This is a genomic window from Plantibacter sp. M259 (genome assembly GCF_006065115.1).
GTDB lineage: Bacteria > Actinomycetota > Actinomycetes > Actinomycetales > Microbacteriaceae > Plantibacter > Plantibacter auratus.
The window spans coordinates 410,025-433,290 of sequence record NZ_CP040750.1; the positions used below are offsets into that span (position 1 = coordinate 410,025).

Consider the following 23,266-nt stretch of genomic DNA (forward strand, 5'->3'; position numbering starts at 1 on the left):
CGGCCGGCCGCGCTGCCTGACCGGTGTCCTTACGTCTCGCCTCAGCGTAGTCGAAGTGTCCAGGAGAACCGCCGAACCGCCGGTCGCGGGCAGGCTCGGTGTGACAACATGGAGGGGTTCGAGACGGCGAGGGGGTGTTGCTGATGGACACGGAACAGCGAGCCGGGGGCGAGATGGGCGATCAGGATCCGAACCCGTGGGCGACGCCGCAGGGGCCACAGCAGCCGGTGGCGCCGGAGCAGGCGACACCGCAGCCGCTGCCACCGCAGCAGGGGTATCCACAGCAGCCCGGGTATCCGCCGCTGCCGCCGCAGGGAGCCCCACAGCAACCCGCGTATCCGCAGCAGCAGGGGTACCCGCAGCAGGGATACCCGCAGCAGCCCGGGTATCCGCCTCAGGCGACGTACCCCCAGCCGGTGTACGGCCAGCAGCCGTACCCGCAGCAGGTCCCGCCCCAGTACACCCAGCCGTATCAGCCGTACCCCCAGGCTCAGCAGCCCGGGTACGGGATTCCCTCCTCGGCGCCGACCGCCGCCTACGACGCGAACCCGTACGCGACCGGTGCGACCTGGGCCCCGGGTCCCCAGCAGGGATGGGCACCACCGCCGAAGCCGGGGCTCATCCCGCTCCGGCCGCTGTCCTTCAGCGACCTGTTCGGCGCCCCCTTCCTCGTGCTGCGACGCAACCCGAAGGCGACGTTCGGGAGCGCCCTGCTCCTGCAAGGTCTCACCGCCGTCCTCTCCCTCGTCATCGTCGGCCTCGTCACCTGGCTCTCGTTGAGCCGGCTGTCGCAAGCGGCCCCTGGCGAGGAGGACGCCATCAGCGCGGGGGCCGTCACCGCCATCATCCTGTCCTTCCTCATCCCCGTGGCGGTCTCGATCGCCGGTAGCGCGATCCTGCAGGGCATCATCGCGCAAGAGGTCGCTCGCGGCACCCTCGGCGAGAAGCTGCCACTCGGTGTGCTCTGGCGTCGCACGAAGGCGCGGTTCCTGCCGCTCATCGGCTACACCTTCCTCCTGATCGGCGTCGTGACGGTGTTCATCGCCGTCGCGGTGGGTCTCGGATTCGTGCTGACCGGTCTCGGCGGGACCGCGGGTGTCGCCCTGACGGTGGTCATGGGCATCGGCGCGCTGCTCGTCCTGATCGCCGCTTCCGTGTGGCTCGGGACGAAGTTCTCCCTCACACCCAGCATCATCGTCCTCGAGAACGGCAAGGTCTTCCCCTCGCTCGCTCGCTCCTGGCGCCTGACCGACGGCTATTTCTGGCGGACCTTCGGCGTCCAGTTCCTCGTCTCCTCGGTCGTCAGCGTCGCGTCGCAGGTCGTCGCGACCCCGATCAGCCTGCTCGCGAGTCTCGTCCCCGTGCTGTTCGTCGGGGTGGACTCGGAGGCGACCATGATCGTCGCCACCATCGCCGCGCAGGGGCTGTCATTGCTCGTCTCCGTCATCATCGGTGCGATCACGGTCGTCGTCATCAGCGCCACGTCGGCGGTCATCTATGTGGACCTGCGGATGCGCAAGGAGGGTCTCGACCTCGACCTCGCGCGGTTCGTCGAGGCGCGCGCGGGCGGTCGCGAGACGGTCGACAACCCCTTCGACACCGCCGCCGCCGCCGGAGGCAAAGCGACCCGATGAGCCCGCTGTTCCTCGCGTCGCGCCTCGACGTCCCGCTCGTCCCGGATGCACCGGACGCCCGGGACCTCCTGCAGCGTGAGCTGTCGAAGCCCGAGTACCAGACAGCACAACCGTCGTTGTGGGACATCGTGTCGAAGGCGTTCTGGGACTGGGTGAACTCCCTCCGGGTGCCGGGCGACGGCCCATTCACCGGCCTGTTCCCGATCATCGCGATGACCGTGGTCGTCGTCGGGATCGTCATCGCGTTCATCGTGTGGGGCGTCCCCCGCCTCAACCGGCGGAGCGCCCGTCAGCTCGACCTCTTCGGCGAACGCGACGATCGGACCGCCGAGCGGTTGCGCCAGGACGCGAGAGCAGCCGCCGCGGCCGGCGACTGGACCCTCGCGATCCAGGAGCTGTATCGGGCGATCGCTCGCGGACTGTCCGAGCGGACGATCGTCGTGGTCACCCCCGGCACGACGGCGCACGGTTTCGCCGCCCAGGCGGCGACGGCGTTCCCGCAGGACGGACGCGCGCTCGCGGAGGCTGCGGACGTCTTCGACGCCGTCCGCTACCTCGAGGCGACGGGTACCGAGGCACAGTACCGGGAGCTCGAAGCGCTCGACGCCCGGCTCTCCGCCGCCGCGCCGCGGCTCCTCGCCGACCCCGAGGAGCTGGTCCGGTGACGCTCGCGACGAAGCCCACGATGCAGCGGGAGCCCGAGCCCGACGTCGCCACACCACGGCTGCGGACCCGGCTGCGGCGGAACCGGTTCTGGATCATCGCGGCGGTCTTCGCGGTCGGGATCGCCCTCGTGCTCATGTTCGCGACGCGAGGCGCGTCGATCGACGCGGCCCTGCTCAGCCCGGGCAACCAGACCCCGAACGGCGGACGCGCGCTCGCGCAGGTGCTCCGCCAGGAGGGCGTCACCGTGACGGAGACCACCACGCTCGACGCGACGCTCGAGGCGGTCGAGGACACCGACAGCACCGTCCTCCTGTTCGATCCCAGCGGACTGCTCGACGCCTCGCAGCTCGAGCGCTTGAGCGACGCCGACGCCGGACTCGTCGTCGTCACCCCCCGGGCCGCGGCGCTCCGCACCCTGTTCCCCGGCGTCTCGTTCGCGGGCAGCTCGGGCACCGCCGACGTCCTGTCGTCCGACTGCGGCGACCCCACCGCCGAGCGGGCCGGGACGGTCACCGGTGGCTGGACGCTGTACACGACCACCGACGCCGACGCCGAGGGCTGCTTCACGGCCGACAGCGGCGGGAGCGCGGTCGTGACGCAGACGGACGGCGCACGGGTACTGCTCGGCTCGGCCGACGCCCTGACGAACGACGTCGTCGACCGGGCGGGGAACGCCGCCCTGGCGCTCGGCCTGCTCGGCTCCTCCGAGCAGTTGGTCTGGTACCTGCCGAGCCTCGCCGACGTGCCCGTCACCGGTCCCCCGAGCCTCGACGAGCTGACGCCGAGCTGGGTCGCCGGCGTCACCGGTACCGTCGTCATCACGGCGATCCTGGCCATGTTCTGGCGCGGCCGACGCTTCGGCCCGCTCGTCATCGAGGACCTGCCCGTCGCGGTCCGCGCAAGCGAGACGATGGAGGGGCGCGCGCGCCTCTACCAGCGTTCCGGCAATCGCCAGCGGGCACTCGACGCGCTGCGGATCGGCACCGTGTCCCGCCTCGCGGTCGCCACAGGCCTCTCACGCCACGCCTCCGTCGTCGAGGTCGCCGACACGGTCGCCGGAATCGCCGGGCTCGACCCTCGGCACGTCCGGTCCGTCCTGCTCGACGCCGTACCCACGAGCGACGCCGACCTCGTCTCCCTGTCCGATCACCTGCTCGATCTCGAAGCCGCCGTCGCGCGCGCCACGGACCTCACCGGAAGGAACCATCCATGACCGACGCCCCCGTGCCAGGATCCACCGCACCGAACCCCGACGACCTCCGGCGAGCACTCGCCCAGGTCCGCGTCGAGGTCGGCAAGGCCGTCGTGGGTCAGGACGCCGCCGTCACCGGGCTCGTCATCGCGCTCCTCGCCAAGGGCCACGCGCTCCTCGAGGGCGTGCCCGGCGTCGCGAAGACGCTGCTCGTCCGATCGCTCAGCCATGCGCTCAGTCTGGACACGAAGCGCGTGCAGTTCACGCCCGACCTCATGCCCGGCGACGTCACCGGCTCGCTCGTCTACGACGCCAAGACCGGCGAGTTCGAGTTCCGCGAGGGCCCGGTGTTCACGAACATCCTGCTGGCCGACGAGATCAACCGCACACCCCCGAAGACCCAGTCCGCCCTGCTGGAGGCGATGGAGGAGCGCCAGGTCAGCGTCGACGGCCGTTCGCTCCCACTCCCGGACCCGTTCATCGTGGCCGCCACGCAGAACCCGATCGAGTACGAGGGCACCTACACGCTCCCCGAGGCGCAGCTCGACCGCTTCCTGCTGAAGCTCGTCCTCGACGTGCCCGAGCGCGATGTCGAGGTGGAGGTGCTCCGGCGGCATTCCGCCGGGTTCAGCCCGCGCGACCTCACGGCTGCGGGTGTCAGGCCGGTCATGGGCGCGGCCGATCTGCGGGCGGCGCAGCTCGAGGTCGGACGCGTGGGTGCCAGCGCCGACGTCCTCGCCTACATCGTCGACCTCGCGCGCGCCACTCGGCGGAGCCCGTCCGTCCGGCTCGGGGTCAGCCCCCGAGGGACGACCGCCCTCCTCGCGTCGGCGAAGGCCTGGGCCTGGCTGAGCGGCTACCAGTCGATCACCCCCGACCACGTGCAGACGATGGTCCTCCCGGTGTGGCGTCACCGCATGCAGCTGCGGCCCGAGGCCGAGCTCGAGGGTGTCTCGGTCGACGCGATCCTGCGCTCGATCATGCAGCAGGTGCAGGTGCCCATCTAGATGGCCGTCACCGGGAGGTTCGTCGCGCTCGTCGCGTTCGGCATCGTGGCGATCGTGGCGCTCGGCGTGCTCACGGGCGACGCCGCTCCGGCGTTCATCGCGTGGCTCGTCCTCGCAGCCGCGTTTGGAGCACTCGACCTCGTGGCCGCAGGTTCGCCTCGCGACATCGTCCTGCAGCGGCAGCTGCCGTCGCGCGTCAGGCTCGGTGACTCGGCGACGAGCATCCTCTTCCTCACGAACCGCGGACGTCGCCGTGTCCGGGCACTGGTGCGCGACGCCTGGCAGCCGTCCGCCGGTGCGCCCACCGAACGGCTCCGCGTCGACCTCCCGCCCGGTGAGCGGCGGAGCGTCAGCCTGGTGCTCACCCCGTTCCGTCGGGGCGAGCGTCGGGTGTCCCAGGTCACGGTGCGGTCGTTCGGCCCGCTCGGTCTCGTCGCACGACAGGCGACGCTGAACAGCGCCGGGCATCTCCGTGTCCTGCCGGCGTTCAACTCCCGGAAGCACCTCCCGAGCCGGATCGCGCGCCTCCGCGAACTCGACGGCGCGACGAGCGTCATGGTCCGCGGTCAGGGCACCGAGTTCGACTCCCTGCGCGAGTACGTGCGAGGCGACGACGTCCGTTCGATCGACTGGCGTGCCACGGCACGACGCGGCGACGTCATGATCCGCACCTGGCGGCCCGAGCGCGACCGCCGGGTCGTCATCGTCACCGACACCGGCCGTACCTCCGCCGCGCGCATCGCCGACGAGCCGCGCATCGACACGGCGTTCGAAGCCGCGCTCCTCCTGGCCGCGCTCGCCACGAGAGCCGGGGACCGCATCGACTATCTCGCCTACGACCGTCGGGTGCGTGGTCGGGTCCAGGGCGCGACCGGTGCCGAACTCCTCTCGAGGATGGTCGACGCGATGGCGCTCGTCGACCCGGAACTCATCGAGACCGACTGGGACGCCGTCCCCGGCCAGGTCAGACAGATCACGAACCAGCGCGCCCTCGTCGTCCTGCAGACCTCGATCGACGCCCCCGGGGCCGCGCGCGGGCTCCTCGCCGTCCTCCCCCAGCTCACGCAGCGCCACACGGTGGTCGTGACGAGCGTCGTCGATCCGGCGACCCTCGAGGCCACGCGCGACCGCGGCGACCGCGAGACCGTGTACCGCGCCGCTGCGGCCGAACGCGCCCTGCTGGACATCGAACGCGTGTCGGCGGCGATCAGACAGCTCGGGGCCGACGTCGTCACCGGTTCACCCGAGACCCTGCCCCCGGCGCTCGCCGACGCCTACATCGCGCTCAAGGCCTCCGGTCGGCTCTAACCCGATCCGTCGCCGATCGACGGGGTCCCTCCGCGCGCCGGCGGGACCCGGGAGGACGGATCAGCGGCCCTTGCGCTTCTTGCGGCGTTCCCGGGCGAGTTCCTCCTGCTTGGCCTTGCGCGCGGCGAGCTGGGCGCCCCGGCTCGTCCCGGCGGCGGTGCCCTGGGTCGAGCCGACCTTCGGCTTCTTCCGTCGTCTCGCGGCCTGCTGCGGTGCAGGAGCAGCGGCTTGCTCGGCCGGAGCGGCCCGTCGCGAGCTGTTGGCCGTGCGGCCGCGCACGATGCCGATGAACTCCTCCACGGCTTCGTCCCCGCGGTCCTGCGGCCAGGCCAGCACGACCGGGATCGGTGGAAGGTCGGCGATCGGACGGTACTCCACGTCCCTCCGCTGGTGCAGGCGTGCGACGGACTGCGGGACCACGACGATCCCGACCTCGGACGCGGCGAGTTCGACCGCGGCCTCCGGGTCGTCGGTCAGCGGGGTCGCCGGGGCGTCGAACCCGAGCGCGGCGGCACGTTCGGCCCACTCGAGGACGAGCGGCGTCATGATGAGCTGCTCGTCGGCGAGTGCGGCCATCCCGACCGTGTCCTCGGCTCCGAGGGCAGCGCCCTTTGCGAAGACGACGACGGGAAGCTCCTCGAACAGGGCGATCGTGTTCAGCCCCTCCTGGTCGATCGGGACCCGGGCGAGCACGACGTCCGCCGCACCGGTCACCAGGACCGCTCGCTGGTCGTCGAGGTCCACCCGGATCAGACGGAGTTCGTCGTCCGGACGGCGCTCGCTCCAGATGCGCGCCCACTTCCCCGGGTTCACGCCGCGCGCGTAGGCGACGGTCAGCGCCGGCGGGACGATCTCCGGCACCGTGTCGGCACCGATCCCGTCGTCGCCGACCTCGATCCCGTCGACCTGATCGTCCTGCCTGTCCATCGAAGCCTCCACTGCTCGGCTTGCCACACTACTGCAGCTCGGTCGACGGGTGATCCGGCCGGTTGGGCGAGGACACCGCAGCGAGGTACGCTGAGCGGATGGGTGCGAGCGAACAGATCATGAAACCGGCGACCGCGGCGAAGAAGCTCGGGGTCTACCTGCCGGCGACCCCGGCGTCGTTCCAGGAGGAGCCGATCACGCGGTCGGCGTTCCTCGAGCTGCAGGCGAACCCGGCGGACTGGCTCGTCGAGCTCCGCAAGAACGGACCGCACCCGCGCGACGTCGTCGCCCGCAAGTTGGGCGTGTCGACCTCCGGTCTGGCTCGCGCCGAGATCACCGAGGCGTTGACCACCGAACAGATCCAGGAGCTGCTCCGCACGCTGCCCGCCTGGCTCGTCCAGGAGCGTGCCGTCCACGCTGAGGTGAACGCCGAGAACGCCCGGGTCAACGCCCGGAACGCCGAGCGCCGCGCACGATCCGAAGCCGGCGAATAGCCGTCAGCCGGCGACGATCCGCTTCGCGCCGGCCTCGAACTCGGCCAGGTCGCCACGCTCGCCCGAGCGGTACGCGCGTCCGCCCCACCAGCACATGTAGGCCAGGAACGCGGCGAGCGCTCCCCCGCCGATGAGCATCTTGACCGCCCACGGCCACGGTGCCGGCGTCACGAAGCCTTCGACGAGCCCCGAGACGAAGAGCACGATCACCAGCCCGATGGCGATCGTGAACAGTGCTCGGCCTTCTTCCGCGAGCGCCTGGCCCCTCGTCCGTGGCCCCGGTGCCACCCAGGCCCAGAAGATGCGCAGACCCGCCGCTGCCGCGACGAACACCGCCGTGAGCTCGAGCATGCCGTGCGGGAGGATGTACTCGAAGAACACGTCTCCCTTGCCGTAGGCGAACATGACCCCTGCGGCCTGCCCGACCCCCTGGGCGTTCGTGACGATGATGTACGGGACCCAGACGCCGCTGATGCCGAACGCCACGCACTGGGCGGCGATCCACGCGTTGTTCGTCCAGACCTGACCGGCGAAGCTCGCGGCCGGGTTGTCGGAGTAGTAGGCGACGAAGTCGTCCTCGACGTACTGCTTGAGCTGGGTGTCGGTACCGAGGTTCGCGAGGACCTGCGGGTTGCCGGCGATCCACACGGCGTACAGGGTCGCGATGACGACGGTCGCGACCGCGACGGCGAGGGTCACCCACCGGACCCGGTAGAGCGCGGCCGGCAGCGCCAGGACGAAGAACCGCGGGACACTCGACAACACGTTCGCGCTGGCGCCGGTGAACCGGAGGCGCGCCCGCGACAGCGACACCGAGAGGCGGTCGCCGACGAGGGTCGATCCGGCCGTCGTCTTGATCGCGGAGAGCTGGGTCGCTCCGGCCTGGTAGCGGTCGATCAGCTCATCGGCCTCCGGCCCGCTGAAGAACCGCTGCTTGCCGAGCGCGTCGAGGCGGTCCCATTCCTGGCGGTGGGCTGCGGAGTAGGCGTCGAGGTCCATCGCAGCCATGCTACGCGGTGGTGGCGCTCCATGGCCGGTCCCCCGCACATCTGCTTGAATGGAGCACATGTCCGAACCGGCCCGGGTCCCGCTGCACGAGACGACGCTGGACGACGGCACCGAGCTGATCACCGGCGAGGCGGTCGCCCTCGACGTGCGGCCCACCGGATTCATCCTGCGCGCGGCGGGCGCCATCATCGACTACGTGGTGTCGATCCTCGTGTTCGTCGGCCTCATGCTCGCGATGTTCTCCTGGATCCTGTCCGGGGTCGCCATGGACACCGCGATGTTCACCGCCATCGTGCTCGGCCTGACGGTGCTCTGCCTCGTCGTCCTGCCGGCAGCGGTCGAGATCGCCACCCGCGGACGGTCGCTCGGCAGACTCGTGGTCGGTGCCCGCATCGTCCGGGACGACGGGGGTGCACCCGGCTTCCGGCACGCGTTCATCCGTGCCCTCACCGGGTACTTCGAGATCTACGCCACAGCTGGTGGCATCGCCGCACTCACCGGCCTACTCAGTGCTCGCTCGAAGCGCCTGGGCGACGTGCTCGCCGGGACCTACAGTCAACGTGAGCGTCTGCCGCGGGTGGTGGAGCCCGTCGCGATGATCCCACCGCAGCTCGCGGCCTGGGCCGGCGGTGCCGACGTGGCCCGACTGCCCGACCCGCTGGCGCGGCGCGTCACCCAGTTCCTCAAGCAGGCCGGCTCGCTCACCCCGGCCACGAGGACCCGATTGGCGGCCGAACTCGCGGCAGAGGTGTCCCGATTCGTGTCGCCGCTGCCGATCGCTCCGCCGGAGGCGTTCCTCGTCGGGGTCTCCGTCATCCGCCGGGAGCGCGAGTATCAGGCCCAGCTCGCGGCCCGTCAGCGCCTGTCGCTCCTCCAGCCGGTGCTGAGCGGTCAGCCGCACCGGTTCCCCGACCGCTGAGGCGGGGAACCGGCGGCACCGCCTAGTAGCGGTAGTGGTCGACCTTGTACGGGCCCTCGACCGGCACGCCGATGTAGTCGGCCTGCTCGCCCGTGAGCGTCGTCAGCTGCACGCCGAGCGCGTCGAGGTGCAGGCGTGCGACCTTCTCGTCGAGGTGCTTCGGCAGCACGTACACGCCGATCGGGTACTCCTCGATCCGCGTCCAGAGCTCGAGCTGAGCGAGCACCTGGTTCGTGAAGGAGTTGCTCATCACGAACGAGGGGTGCCCCGTCGCGTTCCCGAGGTTCATGAGTCGTCCCTCGCTGAGCACGAGGACGCTGCGCCCGGTGGGGAGGCGCCACTCGTGGACCTGGGGCTTGATCTCGATCTTCTCGGCGCCCTCGAGCGCCTCGAGCGAGGCCATGTCGATCTCGTTGTCGAAGTGCCCGACGTTCGAGACGATCGCGAGGTGCTTGAGCGCGAGGATGTGGTCGAGGGTGACGACGTTGAAGTTGCCGGTGCACGTCACGATGATGTCGACCTGGTCGGCGACGCTCTCGAGGGTCGCGACCTGGAAGCCGTCCATCGACGCCTGGAGGGCGCAGATCGGGTCGACCTCGGAGACGATGACCCGAGCGCCCTGCCCGCGGAGGGCCTCGGCCGCACCCTTGCCGACGTCGCCGTAGCCCGCGACGAAGACGACCTTGCCACCGATGAGCACGTCGGTCGCGCGGTTGAGGCCGTCCGGCAGCGAGTGCCGGATGCCGTACTTGTTGTCGAACTTGCTCTTCGTGACCGAGTCGTTCACGTTGATCGCGGGGAACAGCAGCTCACCCTGCTTCGCCAGCTCGTAGAGGCGGTGGACACCGGTGGTGGTCTCCTCGGTCACGCCGAGGATGTCGGCGGCGACCTTCGTCCAACGGTCGCTGCTGCCGGCGAGCGAACGGCGGAGCACGTCGAGGACGATGCTGTACTCGTGGCTGTCGGCGTCGGTCGTGTCGGGGACCGCTCCGGCCAGCTCGAACCGACGGCCCTGGTGGACGAGCATGCTCGCGTCGCCACCGTCGTCGAGGATGAGGTTGGGGCCGGTCCACTCGGCGCCGGCCGTGGCCGCTTCGGTCGACCAGTCGAAGATCTGCTCGGTGCACCACCAGTACTCTTCGAGCGTCTCGCCCTTCCAGGCGAAGACCGGCACACCGGCCGGTGCCTCGACGGTCCCGTGCGGACCGACGGCGACGGCTGCCGCCGCCTCGTCCTGGGTCGAGAAGATGTTGCAGCTCGCCCAGCGCACCTGGGCACCGAGCGCGACGAGCGTCTCGATGAGCACCGCGGTCTGCACCGTCATGTGCAGCGAACCGGCGATACGGGCGCCGGCGAGGGGCTGGCTCGCGCCGAACTCCTCGCGGAGGGCCATCAGGCCGGGCATCTCGTTCTCGGCGAGGCGGAGCTGGTGTCGGCCGGCCTCGGCGAGCGACAGGTCGGCCACCTTGTAGGGCAGGGTGGTCGTGGGGGCAGACGGTGCGGAAGAACTCATGACGCCATTCTCGCAGACCGTCACGCGTCGTGGACCTTCATGTCGGCCCCGAGACCGGCACGGCGCGGTGGGATGCCGCTGGTCAGGAGCCGTAGCCGACGTCGCCGAGGACGCTGTGCTTCACGACGCTCCAGCCTTGCGGCACGCTCAGCCGTACGGCGTGGATGGAGCACAGGTCGTAGCTGTGCGGGCTCTTCTCGATGCTCAGCGGGCCGAGGACGGCCATCGAGTCACGGTAGTCGTAGGTCAGCGTCGCCACGGGCTCGCGCGAGCAGCCGACCTTCGAACACATCCTGTCAACCATTTGCTCCAGCGTAGCCCGGCGGCGCCGGCGGCACCGTCCGGCTCGCCGGTCGAGCGGGTCTGAACCGGGCCGCCGACGACACCTAGACTGGACGCATGGCGCAGGCTGACGAGGAGACGCGAGGCGCCCTCTCGCGCCGCCGATCACGGCACGGTCGGAACGGTCGGTCGAGCGTCGTCGGACCGGACGTGCCACCGATCGACACCCGGATCGACCAGTTCGACCTGACGGTCGCCACCACCGCCGACTACCTCCGCGGAGCCTGGCCCGCCGAACTCGCCGACGTCCGGTTCGAGGTCGGCGCGATGCCGGCGCAGAACTCCGGGACGGACGGCGTCGACCGTTGGTTCGTCGACCGAGCACGCCGACGGATCATCCTGTACCGGTTGCCCATCCAGCGGATGAGCAAGCTCCACCGGAACGACGAGCTGCATCAGCGCATGATGGTGGAGAGCTGCGTGTTCCGCGCCGTCGCCGAGCTCCTCGGCAAGGACCCCTGGGACCTCGGGCCGGAACGCTACCGGTTCCTCTGACCCGAGGCCACCGCGGTCAGCGCGGGTAGACGCTGATCGGCGCTGCCAGCGGGTTCGGCGGTGTGACCGGTAGCGACGTGAGCCGCCCCGCCGCAGCGAGACTGATCGAGGCGTGGAGGCCGTCGGCCCCGGCGAGGACGTAGCTCTGACCGGCGCCGACGCCGATCGTCACCGCCGCTCCGGCTCCGACCTTCGTCGTGGTCTCCTTGCCGTCAGCCCCCGTCAACGTGAGTTCGGCGTCGGAGCCAGACGGGTTGAAGACGTGGAGCTTCTGCCCCGGCCCGGTGGGGACCGTGAAGGCTGCGGTGTCGTCGAGTGCGGGCGTCGCTCCGAACCAGGCGAAGTCCTCGAGCGCTCCGCCGCGCGAGTTCGTCCTGGCCGCCGCGACCACCGGTCGGGTCGACGTGACCTCCAGCGAGAACTCACCGGCCGGGAGTTCGGCCAGGGCGATCTCACCGGGAACGCCCGGCTGGATGGTCGCGTCGATGACGATCGGCTCGTCTTTCGCGTTCTCTCGGGTGGCGGTGATGACGACGTCGGCGGGCTCGGATCCCGGCGCGAACAGTCGGAGGGCCGTCGCCCGGTCATCGACGGATGCGACGTCGGAGCTCGCGCCCGCGGCCGCCGCGGCGGGTACGACGACCCCCGGGATCACGAGGTCGGTCGAGGGCGACGCGGTCGGCCCCTGGACCTCGACACCACCGGGGGTCAGGACGCGGACCGTGCTCTGTTGGAGCGCGGCCACCACCTGGCCGCCCTCGCTCGTCACGTGCACGACCGGGGTCGGCTCGTTGGGTGCGAGGCCGGTGAGGGCGATCACCCGCTGCGTGCCGGTGACGACGACGATCCCGGCGGCACCCGGAGCGTCGATCCGCCCGGCGGCGCCGAAGACCTCGAGGGTCACGTTCGCATCGACGGCCGACGGATTGCTCAGCAGGACCAGCGTGGTGCGACCGATGTCACTCGATCCGCCGACGAGCCAGCTCTCGGCCGATGCCGGCGTGCAGGCGGCGGCGGCCAGGCCGGCGACCTCGGCTTCCGCGGCGATCTGCGACTGCGCGCCACTCAGGGGCGTCACCGTCCCGTCGGTCGCGCCGGGGACGGTGATCACCGTGGGTCCGCCGTCCGCCGCGCCACTCGTGTTGTCGGGTGCGGCGAGCTCACTCGTCGTGGGCGTCACCCCGTTCGCTCCGAAGTCCACGGTCGCCGGACCGAAGGAGCCCGCTGCCGTGGCGGCCGTCGCATCCTGGGCGAGGGCGAGCAGCGGCCCCGGGCACACGATCGACTGGTCGCCGGCCACCGGGGTGACTCGGATGTCCTGAGGGGCGATCTCCACCGTCGGCAGGGGCAACTGCCCGGCCGCTGCGATCGTGATAGCGGCGATCCCGATGCCGACTAGGCCGGTGACGATCCGACCGGAGGTGATGGCGACTCCGCGCTTACTGGGCATGCGGCTGCTCCGTTCCCGGGGTGTCCCGGCGGGTGGTGTCGGGATCCGGCGACGTCTCGGTCGGGTCACTCGGATCCGGATCGGACACGGCGGCATCGCCCGTGGCGACCGCCGGTTCGTCGGGGACCTGGTCGGCTGTGGTGTTCGTGTCGGCGTCGGCGTCTGGAGTCGACCCGGTCACGTCGCGGTCCGTGTCGACGGTGTCGTCCGTGACCGGCACGGTTCCATCGCGAGCGACGGTGTCGTCGGCCGACCCGGTGTCGACGATCGATGCACGGTCGTCGACGGACTCGGCGTCATCGGCTGGTTCGGCCTTCACCGCCGCGGGCGCGGGCGCCTCGGCGGAGGCCTGACCCCGACGCCACCAGCGCGGCTTGGACGGGCGGGTCGACGCGTCGACGGTGTCGGCCGACTCGGATCCCTCCGCCTCGTCGTCGAGATCGGCGGTCGGTTCCTCGTCGTCGTAGGTGCCGGTCGCGTCGTCGTCGGTCACCGCGACCGTCGCCCCGGACGCGGCCGCCTTGCGAGCGGCACGGCCCTTCAGCTTCACCGGCTTCCTGGATCCCGCGCGGTACCCGTCGCGGGACGCACCGTTGGGGATGCTCAGGAGCAGGGTGATGAGGAACACGACGCCCAGGCCGACACCGATGAGGGTGCCGAGCACGTTGGACCTGGGGAGCTCGGGGCCGGTGCCGACGTCCGCGACGGTGCGCCAGAGCGTCCCGCTCGTCGTGTCGCCGACGGCGACCAGCGCTGCGTTGGCGTCGAGCGCACTCGCCGCGCGGCCGGCGGTCTGACCGGCCACCGTCTGCTCCTCGCCGTCTGCGACCGGCGACAGCAGCACGAAGGCGATGCCGTGCTCGACGAGGGTCTCCGTCGGGTCCAGTCCGCTCTGCGATGCGAGGTTGCCAGCGAGCTCGGCGACGATGCGGTCGTCCGAGGACACGCCGGGGGCCGTCTGGGCGATGGTGGACTGGCCGTCGAGCGTCTCTCCCTGTCCACGGATGACGACTGCGGTGATGGTCCCGTCGTCGCCGGGCGTGATGACGAGGGTGCCGAGCCGAGGATCGGTCTGCGTCGCGGCCGTCACGTAGGCGGGCAGCTGGCGACCGGAGCTCTCACGGACCACCGAGGTGCCGAGAGGCTGGGCGAGCGCGAGCGGGAGGGCGATCACCGCGGCGGCGAGGACCATGACGAGCGCCGGAACCGCCCGGAACCGTGGGATGCGGTCGAGGCCGAGGGTCGCAGCACCCACGATCCCGAGCCAGTACAGGCTGATCGCCGCGCCGGCCCAGACGGGGACGGCCGTTCCGGCGGCCGAGGCGAGGAGGAGATGGGTGGCGAACACGGCCGACACGAGTCCGAGGAAAGCCGCGATGAGCAACGGGACGGCCCGTCGGGAGCCCGGGAGGAACAGGGCCAGCAGAGCGACGATCGCGAGCGGCGCGAGCAGCGCGGGCACCACGATCGCGGGAGCCGCACCCGGCAGCCCGAGCGCTGCACCGAGCTGGCTCCATCCACCCAGGCTGCCGCCGGGGAAGCCGAGGGACAGTTGCCAGCCGGACGCCGCGGTCGCAGGCGTCGCGACACCGGGGTCGGCGAGGATTCCGAGCCAGTTGTTCCGGTGGAGCCCCTGCTGCCAGATGAGCGGAGCGAACAGCGCGATGGCGGGGATCGGGACAAGGCCGACCCTGGCGACACCCCGACCGGCGAAGACCATCGCGACGACCCAGATGACGAGCAACGCCGGGGCGAGGGACGGCGAGCTCGCGACGATCGCGGCGAACAGGAAGGCGCTCGTGCCGGCTGCGGCCCACGACCGGGACGCGACCACACCCGCGTAGAAGAGCCAGGGCAGCAGGACGTGGACGATGACGGCCGCGGGACGGCCATCGGCGAGCGCGGTCAGGAGCGTCGGGGCGAGCGCCCAGAGCAGCGCCGCCACCGCACGCGGACCGCTGCGCTCCGTGAGCCGGGTGGCGGCGAACCAGGCGCCGAGCGCCGAGAGCGGCATCGCGAGCAGGAAGAGCAGGACCAGGGAGAACGAGGGCTGCCAGAAGGTGATGGTCCCGAGCACCGCGAGGACGGCGCTGAACGGGTCGGCGGCCCCGATGAAGCCGAGACCGACGTCGCGCCACCCGAAGCCGATGTGCTGCCAGAGGTCACCGACCGTCGCCGACAGCGGGAGGAGCCCCCCGCCGGTGAGGTACGTGGCTCCGAGGAGCGGAGCGAGGATCGCCGCTCCGATGACCGCCGTCGCGAGGACGACCCAGGCACCTCCGCCGGAGAAGAAGCGGAGGTCGCGTTCCTCACCGATGAAGCCGATCTGCGTCGCCTCCCGCGCCAGCGCGCGTTTGCGTCGGACCTCGTCGAGTCGCATCCGCAAGCCGGCGATGCTCGACCAGCCCAAGGTCCGGTTCTTCGCGAGCTGGCGGCGGGCACTCCCGACCTTCGTCCCGGAGAACGCGACGGCGAACGCCGCCGAGAGTTCGCCCAGCACGAGCTCGGGTTGCTTCTTCACGAAGTGGCCGATGACCCGCAGGATGGCCAGGGGCACGAGGCTGAGCCAGTGCACCGGGACCATGATCCCGGGCGCGTAGACGAGACGGCGGTGGAGCTGTGCGGCGCGGGCTTGACGGTGGCGGCGGCGACGCGCGCCGAGCCGGTTCGACCAGGAGGGCCCGGCGATGCCTTCGCCGGCGGAGGCGACCCGCGCCGTCGGCACGACCGCGACCAGGTAGCCCGCGAGGCGGGTCCTGATGCAGAAGTCGAGGGCGTCGTCCGCCACGAGGGCCTGGTCGAAGCCACCCAACTGGTCCCACAGCTGATGGCGCACGAGCATGCCGGCCGGACCGACCGCCATCACGTCGTTCATCGTGTCGTGCTGCGCCTGGTCGAGCTCGTCCTCGACCACCGGGACCGCCGCACCGAGGGTGGTGATCGTCTCGCCGTAGCGACGGAGGAACGACGCGTCGTCCCAGTCGAGGATCTTCGGGCCGGCCACACCGACGGACGGCGAGACCTCGAGGGCGCCCAACAGGGCGGCGAGCGCCGTCGGCTCGGGAGCCGTGTCCTCGGAGAGCAACCAGAGCATCTGCTCGGCGTCCTCGGGCTGATCGGTGACGCGGACGCCAGCGGCTACGGCCTGGGCGAAGCTGAGGTCCTCGGTCGAGGTCACGAGCTTCATGCCGGGGACGCGACCGAGTTCCTCGATCGTCGCCTCACTCCCGCGCGTGGCGACGGCGATGATCCCGTCCGCCGGACGGGTCTGGGCACGGAGGGCGTCGAGCGTGCGTGCGAGCGGCTCTGAGCCGTCGCGCACCACGAGAATCGCCGTTACTCGGGGAGACATCGGATTCAGACTAAGCGGGTCCGGCCGGAAGATCGGGAACCGAGCGGGCGCGCCCCGAATCGGGGGCGTCCGGGTGAGCCGGGAGCGGTTCGGTCAGCGTTCGGCGGAGCGTCAGACGGCGCGCTTGCGCAGTTTGCGGCGCTCGCGCTCGGAGAGGCCGCCCCAGATGCCGAAGCGCTCATCGTTCGCGAGCGCGTACTCGAGGCACTGCGACTTGACGTCGCAGCTGGTGCAGATCCGCTTCGCGTCGCGCGTGGATCCACCCTTCTCGGGGAAGAACGCCTCGGGGTCGGTCTGCGCGCACAGGGCATCGGTCTGCCAGGAGAGCTGGGTGTCGTCCTCGCCCTCCGCAGCGGGCTGGCGGACGCCGGGGACTCCGAGATTGACCGGATCGACGAACCAGTCGTCGGGTACTCCGGCACGATACTCAGGAATCGCCATACCGTCTCCCCACCTAGTCGTACCCTGCGCCACGCGGCGCGATACATAATTACACCCTTGTAGTTATGGTCGAGTCAAGTCGCACATCGTAAAGCCTCAATCACGAGGTGAGGGTTCGCGACGCGCCGGGTGTGACCCGAACTGGGTGTCGGGGCCGGTCGGGGCGGATCGTGCGGCCCGCGCGAGGTCAGTCGGCGGCGCGCCTGGCCCGCCACGCGCTCTCCACCATCTGGCGCAGATCGTGTCGCATCCGCCAATCGAGATCGCGAGCTGCGAGCGCGCCGGACGCGACGATCCGTGCGGGGTCGCCCGCCCTCCGCGGCATGATCTCAGGGGTGAAGTCGATCCCGGTCACCTCCGCCATCGCGGTCATGATCTCGCCGACGCTCGACCCGTCGCCGCTCCCGAGGTTGTAGGCCGCCTCGAGGGGTTCGCCCGCATCGAGCCGCTTGGCTGCGGCGACGTGCGCGGCGGCGAGATCCGCTACGTGCAGGTAGTCGCGGACGCAGGTGCCGTCCGGCGTCGGGTAGTCGTCGCCGTTGATCCGGGGGGCGCGTCCGGCGAGGAGCGCGTCGAAGACGAGCGGGAAGAGGTTGTGCGGGCTCGTGTCGTAGACCTCGTCCGTCCCGGAGCCGACGACGTTGAAGTACCGCAGCGAGGTGTGGCGCAGCCCGGTCGCGACGCCCTGGTCGCGGAGCAGCCACTCGCCGATGAGCTTGGACTCGCCGTAGGGCGATTCAGGGGCCTTCGGGGTGTCCTCGGTGACGAGATCGACGTCCGTGGTCCCGTACACCGCGGCGCTCGACGAGAAGACGATGCGCTCCACCCGGTGCTCCTCCATCGCGGCGAGCAGCATCGCGGTGGCCGTGACGTTCTGGGCGTAGGTGTGGAGCGGGCGCTGCACGGAGACACCCGCGTACTTGTAGCCGGCGACGTGGACGACGCCGCTCAGCTCGAACTCGGAGAAGGTGCGCTCGAGGACCGAGCCGTCGAGCAGGGTTCCGCGGACGAACGGCACACCCGCAGGGACGAAGCGCTCGTGCCCGCTCGACAGGTCGTCGAGGACGACGACGTCGATCCCCTCCGCCTGGAAGGCCCGAACCACATGGGCTCCGATGTATCCGGCTCCGCCCGTCACCAGCCACGCCACGATGCTTCCTCCAGGGAGTCCTCCACCTGCCGTGCTGCAGACGGAGTGACCAGACTACTGGAGGCGCGTGCGTCGTGCGCCGGCGCGGCTGGGGACACGGCGATAGCCGTCGGTCAGGACGGCACGGAGGGTCGCGGCGGAAGCGACGACCGCGGTGAGGACGATGATGATGCCGACGACGAGTGCGATGATGGACATGTCTGAAACTTTAGGAATGGCGAAAAACTGCCACCAGTGGCAGGATGGACGCAAAGCAGCACATTCCTGCCAAATCGATCATCCGGAGGTCCCATGCTGTCGAAGGTCGCTCTGCTCGCCATCCCGGGGCTGCAACCGTTCGAGTTCAGCGTCGTCTGCGAGGTCTTCGGCATCGACCGGTCGGACCAGGGCGGTCCCGCCTTCGACCTCCGCATCGTCACGAAGGACCCCGGACCGGTACGGATGAACCTGAGCGACGACGGTGCGCGGGGCTTCGACATGATCGTCGACGACGACCTGTCCTTCGCGGCCGAGGCGGACCTCGTGGTGATCACCGGTCGTGGTGGATCGCGTGGCGGAGCGGTCGACGAGGCCTACCTCGAGGTTCTCCGAGCGGCTGAGGCGCGGGGCGCCTGGGTCCTCAGCGTGTGCAGCGGGTCGTTCGTCCTCGGCCAGGCGGGGCTGCTCGACGGTCGGCGCAGCACGACCCACTGGATGTACACGAGCGAGCAGCAGACGATGTTCCCGGGCACCATCGTCGACCCGGACGTGCTGTTCGTCGAGGACCGCAAGGTCATCACGGGCGCGGGGACCGCTGCCGGCATCGACGCGTGTCTGCACCTGGTACGACAGGAGTACGGCGCGGCGAGCGCCAACGTCATCGCCCGCCGGATGGTCGTCCCGCCACAGCGCGACGGCGGTCAGGCCCAGTACGTCCTCTCCCCCGTCGCGGCGCAGCAGTGCGAGTCGCTCGCCCCGGTCGTCGACTGGATGCTCGACCACCTCGCCGAGGACCTGCCCATCGGGCGTCTCGCGCGGCAGGCGCACATGTCCGAGCGGACCTTCGCACGCCGCTTCCGCTCGGAACTCGGCAGCACGCCGGCCGCCTGGCTGAACCGGCAACGCCTGTTCCGAGCGCAGGAGATGCTCGAACGCACCGACCACGGTGTCGAGCGGATCGCGGCCGACACCGGGTTCGGCACCGCCGCGGTCCTCCGTCACCACTTCGACCGCGTCCTCGGCACCACGCCCGCCGCCTACCGGCGGAGTTTCGGGGTGCGGGAGAGCGCCTGAGCCGCGTGGACCGGACCAGTCGGCCGGGCGGTCAGCCCTGGGTGGTCGCGAGGAAGAGGGTCCCGGTCCCGGAGAAGCGCAGCTCCGCCTCGTCGGGCGTGATGAAGGCGTAGCCACCTCGATCGAGCTCCACCGAGGAGGTGGCTCCGGTGATCCGCACCGAACCGTCGGTCACGATCGCGATACCGGGTCCGGGGAGGTGGAACGAGGGATCCTGCTCCGACGGCTCACGGGACAGGTCCACTCGCAACAGCTCGAAGTCCGGCACGTCCGGGACGAAGAGGCTGAGCCCCCCACCCAGGTCCGTCGGGGTCAGCCACGGCACCGGCCGCGGCTCGAACTCCAGGACGTCGAGCAGCTCGGGCACGTCGACGTGCTTCGGGGTGAGCCCCCCGCGCAGGACGTTGTCGCTCGCGGCCATGAGCTCGACGCCGATCCCGCGGAGGTAGGCGTGGATGTTGCCTGCGGGGAGGTAGAGCGCCTCCCCCGCTCGCAACGTGACGAGGTTGAGGAGGAGTGCGACCGCGATGCCGGGATCGCCCGGATACTCCTCCGCGAGCCGTCCGACCAGGGCCCGCTCGGCGTCGAATGCACCCGAACCGGGAGCCGCAGCGGACACGACGAGGGCGTCCAACAGCCCGCCGGGGCGGTGTTCGAGCAGGATCCGCACGGTGTCGCGGAGCCCGTCAGGAGCGGCGACCATCCCCCGGAGCATGTTGATGTGCGCCGCAGCAGCCGGATCGGGTGCAGAGGCCCCCAGCTCGATGAGCAGGGTGTCAGTCGCGTGGAGCTCGCGGAAGCCGCAGAGCGCCTCGAAGCCGTCCCGAAGCGCGACGATGAGTTCCGGCTTGTGGAGCGCGTCCTTGTAGTTGCGGTGCGGGGCGTTGAGCGGCACACCTCGCGCGTTCTCGGCGGCGAAGCCCGCGGCGGCCCGGTGCAGGTCGGGGTGGGCCTGCAGCGAGAGCGGATGGGCCGCTGCGAGGACCTTCAGCAGGAACGGCAGCGAGCCGTGCCCGCCGAGCGCGGTGGGATCGGCGGCGAGCCAGCGCTCGAGGTCGGCGTGTCCCCCCACCGTCGACGGATCCGCGATCGGCGTCGGCGCCCCGGGGTGTGCGCCGAGCCAGAGTTCCGCCTCCGGACGTCCTGAGGGCTCGGACCCGAGCACCTCCGCGATCGCCGTCGACGACCCCCACGCGTAGTCACGAGGAGTGGCACGGAGCGGCACGAACATGGTGGGTCCCTTTCGACGGACGAGGGTGACGCGCCAGCCGGACCCTGGAGCCGCTTGGCGTCGTCCTACAAGCCGTGCGACACGGTCGCCCGGCACCGTGCACCAAACTACCAAGCCGTTGTCCGCGCCGAGCACACCTGCTTAGGCTGGCCGGGACGCCGATCCGGCGCCAGCGGACGCAATGGAGCAACGGACCATGATCTTCGAACCCCTCGCCAGCGACTTCTACGGCTTCGAGAGCCTCCTGACGGCTCCCGAGCAGGAGGCCATCGCCCGCCTTCGAGCCTGGGCCGAGACCGATGCGAAGCCGATCGTGAACGAGTACTGGGAGCGGGCCGAGTTCCCGAAGCACCTCATCACCCCGCTCCTCGAGCTCGACGTCGCCCGGTGGGCCTGGCCGGAGACGACGCCGTTCGAGAACAGCGCCGTGTTCCGCGGCCTCGCCTCGATGGAGCTCTCCCGGATCGACGCGTCGATCTCCACCTTCGTCGGGGTGCAGGACGGTCTCACCATGGGCTCGATCAGCGAGTGCGGCTCCCAGGAGCAGCAGGACGAGTGGCTTCCGAAGCTCGCCTCGGGCGAGGTCCTCGGGGCCTTCGGCCTCACCGAGCCGCAGTCGGGGTCGGACAGCGCCCAGGGGCTCCGCACCACGGCCACCAGGGACGGCGACGACTGGATCCTGTCCGGCTCGAAACGGTGGATCGGCAACGCGACCTTCAGCGACATCACGATCATCTGGGCGAAGGACACGGCCGACGGTCAGGTGAAGGGCTTCATCGTGCCGACCGACTCCCCCGGCTACTCCGCGACCAAGATCGAGGGCAAGATCAGCCTGCGCATGGTGCAGAACGCCGACATCACCCTCGAAAACGTCCGGGTCCCCGAGCGCCTCCGGCTGCAGCACGCGAACTCCTTCCGCGACACGGCGAAGGTCCTGCGGCTCACGCGCGCCGGCGTCGCCTGGTCGAGTGTCGGCGTCGCTGTCGGCGCGTACGAGGCGGCGGTCGCCTACGCCAAGGAGCGCGTGCAGTTCGGCAAGCCGATCGCGGGCCACCAGCTGATCCAGGACCTCCTCTCGAAGTGCCTCGGGAACATCACGGCATCGATGGCGATGTGCGTCCGGGTCTCGCAGATGCTCGACGAGGGCACCCAGCGCGACGAGCACTCCGCGCTCGCCAAGGCGTTCTGCACCGCGCGGATGCGGGAGACGGTCGCCTGGGCACGGGAGATCATGGGCGGGAACGGCATCGTGCTGGACTACCACGCCGCCCGGTTCTTCGCGGATGCCGAAGCCCTCTACAGCTACGAGGGCACGCGGGAGATGAACGCGCTCATCGTCGGGCGGGCCATCACCGGCACTGCGGCGTTCGTCTGACCACCGCGCTCGACGAGGGCCTCGGTGGCGGCCGCAGCCGCTACCCTGGGGGCACGATGCTGTCCACCGAACCCGCCCCGCCCCGCCCGCCGGCAGCGCTGACGACACGCGCGCTCGTCGTCAGGCACGTCGCCGTGTTCGCGACGTTCGCGGTCCTCGCCGGGACGTTCTGGACGAACCTCTTCACCATCTGGGGCTACACGGCGGTGGCACTCGTCTCAGGTGGTGCCGCGCTCGCGTGCCTGATGGTCGTCCGACCGAACTGGCGGCGCACCCGGGTGCCGTGGTCGCTCGTCGGCTACGGGGTGCTGTCGATCGTCTCGCTCGCCTGGTCCGCCTACCCGAGCGGCACGGCCGCGACCCTGCTCGGTGCGGCGCTCTGCACCATCCTCGGCGTGACCCTCGCCGGCTGCTTCACCTGGCCCGAGGTCATCCGGGTCCTCGGCCGTGCCGTGACGTGGGTGCTGTCACTCTCCCTCCTCTTCGAGTTCGTCGTCGCAGCGATCATCCGGCACCCGGTGCTCCCCAACTTCTACGCCGGGGACTCGGCGGACCCGCCCCTGCTCGACTACTGGTCGCGGGACCTCCTGTTCTCCGGAGGACGCATCCAGGGCATCTCGGGGAACGCCAACCTCCTCGCCGTGGTGGCGCTGCTCGGGATCATCGTCTTCGGGCTCAGGCTGGCGGCGCGACGCGACGAGCCCGGCGCAGCCAGGCTGACCGGCCCGGAACGTCGCTGGACCCTGCTCATCCGCCTCGGTCTCTCCGTCGTGATGTTCCTCCTGAGCTTCTCGACCACCATCCTGCTCGCCGCCGTGGTGACGGCGGTGGTGCTCGCCGCTGCACTCGCGATCCGTCGGGCACCTCGCCCGGAGGCGAGGACACCGGTGTACCTCGGCTTCCTCGGCATCGGGGTCGTCGGCGCGGTGGGAGCGGTCGTCTTCCGGACGCAACTCCTCGGCCTCCTCGGGAAGAGTCCTGACCTCACCGGTCGACTCGACATCTGGGCGACCGTGTGGCGCCTCATCGAACAGCGACCGGTCTTCGGTTGGGGCTTCTCGAGCCCGTGGGCACCGTGGGAGCCGCTCTTCACCGACCTCGTCATCCGACGCGGCGTCCAACAACTCCAGGCGCACAACGCCTGGCTCGACGTCTGGTTCCAACTCGGCGTCGTCGGCCTCGTGCTCTTCGCCGCGGTCGTCCTGTCCATGTTGACCCGCACCTGGTTCCTGGCCGTCGACCGTCCACGCGTCGACCTCGACGCACATCGGCCGTACACCGCCCTCTCGCTCGCCCCCGTCCTCATCGCGGTCTCCCTCGTCGTGCAGTCCGTCGCGGAGAGCCGGCTGCTCATCGAGTCCGGGTGGGTGCTCCTCGTGCTCCTCGTCGTGAAGACGAAGCAGGAACCGGCCTGGCCGATCCCCACCGCCGCAGCCTCGTCCGACCTCGCTCCCGCGCACCGGCGCGACGTCGTCGGCGGATGAGCCCGG

21 protein-coding genes are annotated in these 23,266 nt (G+C 70.9%); 11 read left to right on the forward strand and 10 right to left on the reverse strand.

Translation table 11 applies throughout. The features are described 5' to 3' along the window. Positions 1–143 precede the first annotated feature (143 nt). Genes FGL15_RS01895 through FGL15_RS01915 form a run of 5 tightly spaced genes read left to right on the forward strand, consistent with a single transcriptional unit; the run spans position 144 to position 5,807 of the window. Positions 144–1,634: a hypothetical protein gene (locus FGL15_RS01895; protein WP_138944732.1), complete on the forward strand. Its 1,491-nt coding sequence runs from the start codon at positions 144–146 to the stop codon at positions 1,632–1,634. Beyond that, positions 1,631–2,299, forward strand: a complete 669-nt coding sequence (locus tag FGL15_RS01900; protein WP_138944733.1) for a DUF4129 domain-containing protein — start codon at positions 1,631–1,633, stop codon at positions 2,297–2,299. The genes FGL15_RS01895 and FGL15_RS01900 overlap by 4 nt, the downstream gene beginning before the upstream one ends. Beyond that, entirely contained in the window at positions 2,296–3,513 is a 1,218-nt protein-coding gene (locus FGL15_RS01905) for a DUF4350 domain-containing protein (RefSeq protein ID WP_138944734.1), read from the forward strand. The genes FGL15_RS01900 and FGL15_RS01905 overlap by 4 nt, the downstream gene beginning before the upstream one ends. Next, positions 3,510–4,499 (forward strand): MoxR family ATPase, encoded by a 990-nt coding sequence (locus tag FGL15_RS01910; RefSeq protein ID WP_079707257.1) that lies wholly within the window; start codon positions 3,510–3,512, stop codon positions 4,497–4,499. The genes FGL15_RS01905 and FGL15_RS01910 overlap by 4 nt, the downstream gene beginning before the upstream one ends. Continuing rightward, positions 4,500–5,807, forward strand: a complete 1,308-nt coding sequence (locus FGL15_RS01915; protein ID WP_138944735.1) for a DUF58 domain-containing protein — start codon at positions 4,500–4,502, stop codon at positions 5,805–5,807. It abuts the gene before it with no gap. A gap of 60 nt (positions 5,808–5,867) precedes the next feature. Here the strand turns inward: FGL15_RS01915 and FGL15_RS01920 are convergent, their stop codons facing one another. Then, complete coding sequence (locus FGL15_RS01920) at positions 5,868–6,734, reverse strand: LysR family substrate-binding domain-containing protein (protein ID WP_138944736.1); 867 nt, start codon at positions 6,732–6,734, stop codon at positions 5,868–5,870. Positions 6,735–6,832: 98 nt separating this feature from the next. Here FGL15_RS01920 and FGL15_RS01925 point away from each other — a divergent pair, with 98 nt between their 5' ends. Next, positions 6,833–7,228 carry a DUF5997 family protein gene (locus FGL15_RS01925; RefSeq protein WP_056012681.1) on the forward strand — a complete coding sequence of 132 codons (396 nt, stop codon included), beginning with the start codon at positions 6,833–6,835 and terminating at the stop codon, positions 7,226–7,228. A gap of 3 nt (positions 7,229–7,231) precedes the next feature. On the opposite strand, the gene FGL15_RS01930 is transcribed toward FGL15_RS01925, so the two are convergent. Further along, positions 7,232–8,227: a stage II sporulation protein M gene (locus FGL15_RS01930; RefSeq protein WP_138944737.1), complete on the reverse strand. Its 996-nt coding sequence runs from the start codon at positions 8,225–8,227 to the stop codon at positions 7,232–7,234. Between the two features lie 67 nt (positions 8,228–8,294). Between FGL15_RS01930 and FGL15_RS01935 the strand changes: the two genes are divergently transcribed. Then, positions 8,295–9,155, forward strand: a complete 861-nt coding sequence (locus tag FGL15_RS01935) for an RDD family protein (protein ID WP_085513390.1) — start codon at positions 8,295–8,297, stop codon at positions 9,153–9,155. A 22-nt stretch (positions 9,156–9,177) separates the two neighbouring features. Here FGL15_RS01935 and ahcY read toward each other — a convergent pair whose 3' ends face one another. Together ahcY and FGL15_RS01945 are read right to left on the reverse strand one after the other, a co-directional pair. Then, entirely contained in the window at positions 9,178–10,668 is a 1,491-nt protein-coding gene (gene ahcY, locus FGL15_RS01940) for an adenosylhomocysteinase (RefSeq protein WP_121292048.1), read from the reverse strand. 82 nt (positions 10,669–10,750) lie between these two features. Then, positions 10,751–10,960, reverse strand: a complete 210-nt coding sequence (locus tag FGL15_RS01945) for a DUF3499 family protein (RefSeq protein ID WP_369808449.1) — start codon at positions 10,958–10,960, stop codon at positions 10,751–10,753. Between the two features lie 107 nt (positions 10,961–11,067). Here FGL15_RS01945 and FGL15_RS01950 point away from each other — a divergent pair, with 107 nt between their 5' ends. Further along, the gene (locus FGL15_RS01950; RefSeq protein ID WP_064295223.1) at positions 11,068–11,505 is read left to right on the forward strand and encodes a metallopeptidase family protein; all 438 of its coding nucleotides are present in this window, start codon (positions 11,068–11,070) and stop codon (positions 11,503–11,505) included. 16 nt (positions 11,506–11,521) lie between these two features. Here the strand turns inward: FGL15_RS01950 and FGL15_RS01955 are convergent, their stop codons facing one another. From FGL15_RS01955 to FGL15_RS20160, 5 genes are all read right to left on the reverse strand, one after another. Then, positions 11,522–12,955, reverse strand: a complete 1,434-nt coding sequence (locus FGL15_RS01955; RefSeq protein ID WP_138944738.1) for a DUF5719 family protein — start codon at positions 12,953–12,955, stop codon at positions 11,522–11,524. Beyond that, positions 12,945–16,307, reverse strand: coding sequence for a glycosyltransferase (locus FGL15_RS01960; protein ID WP_138944739.1), 3,363 nt, complete (start codon positions 16,305–16,307; stop codon positions 12,945–12,947). Before FGL15_RS01960 ends, FGL15_RS01955 begins: the two co-directional genes overlap by 11 nt. A 111-nt stretch (positions 16,308–16,418) precedes the next feature. Then, on the reverse strand, positions 16,419–16,748 hold the full coding sequence (locus FGL15_RS01965; protein WP_079002812.1) for a WhiB family transcriptional regulator: 330 nt from the start codon (positions 16,746–16,748) through the stop codon (positions 16,419–16,421). A gap of 187 nt (positions 16,749–16,935) precedes the next feature. Beyond that, positions 16,936–17,898: a UDP-glucose 4-epimerase GalE gene (galE, locus tag FGL15_RS01970; RefSeq protein WP_138944740.1), complete on the reverse strand. Its 963-nt coding sequence runs from the start codon at positions 17,896–17,898 to the stop codon at positions 16,936–16,938. 54 nt (positions 17,899–17,952) lie between these two features. Next, positions 17,953–18,096, reverse strand: a complete 144-nt coding sequence (locus tag FGL15_RS20160; RefSeq protein WP_168223274.1) for a hypothetical protein — start codon at positions 18,094–18,096, stop codon at positions 17,953–17,955. 93 nt (positions 18,097–18,189) lie between these two features. Here FGL15_RS20160 and FGL15_RS01975 point away from each other — a divergent pair, with 93 nt between their 5' ends. Next, positions 18,190–19,170: a GlxA family transcriptional regulator gene (locus FGL15_RS01975; protein ID WP_138944741.1), complete on the forward strand. Its 981-nt coding sequence runs from the start codon at positions 18,190–18,192 to the stop codon at positions 19,168–19,170. A 31-nt stretch (positions 19,171–19,201) separates the two neighbouring features. Here FGL15_RS01975 and manA read toward each other — a convergent pair whose 3' ends face one another. Further along, entirely contained in the window at positions 19,202–20,401 is a 1,200-nt protein-coding gene (gene manA / locus FGL15_RS01980) for a mannose-6-phosphate isomerase, class I (RefSeq protein ID WP_138944742.1), read from the reverse strand. Positions 20,402–20,597: 196 nt separating this feature from the next. Between manA and FGL15_RS01985 the strand changes: the two genes are divergently transcribed. Together FGL15_RS01985 and FGL15_RS01990 are read left to right on the forward strand one after the other, a co-directional pair. After that, positions 20,598–21,776, forward strand: a complete 1,179-nt coding sequence (locus FGL15_RS01985) for an acyl-CoA dehydrogenase family protein (protein WP_138944743.1) — start codon at positions 20,598–20,600, stop codon at positions 21,774–21,776. A 56-nt stretch (positions 21,777–21,832) separates the two neighbouring features. Continuing rightward, a complete protein-coding gene (locus FGL15_RS01990) occupies positions 21,833–23,260 on the forward strand; it encodes an O-antigen ligase (protein ID WP_138944744.1) in 1,428 nt (475 codons plus the stop codon). Positions 23,261–23,266: the final 6 nt, after the last annotated feature.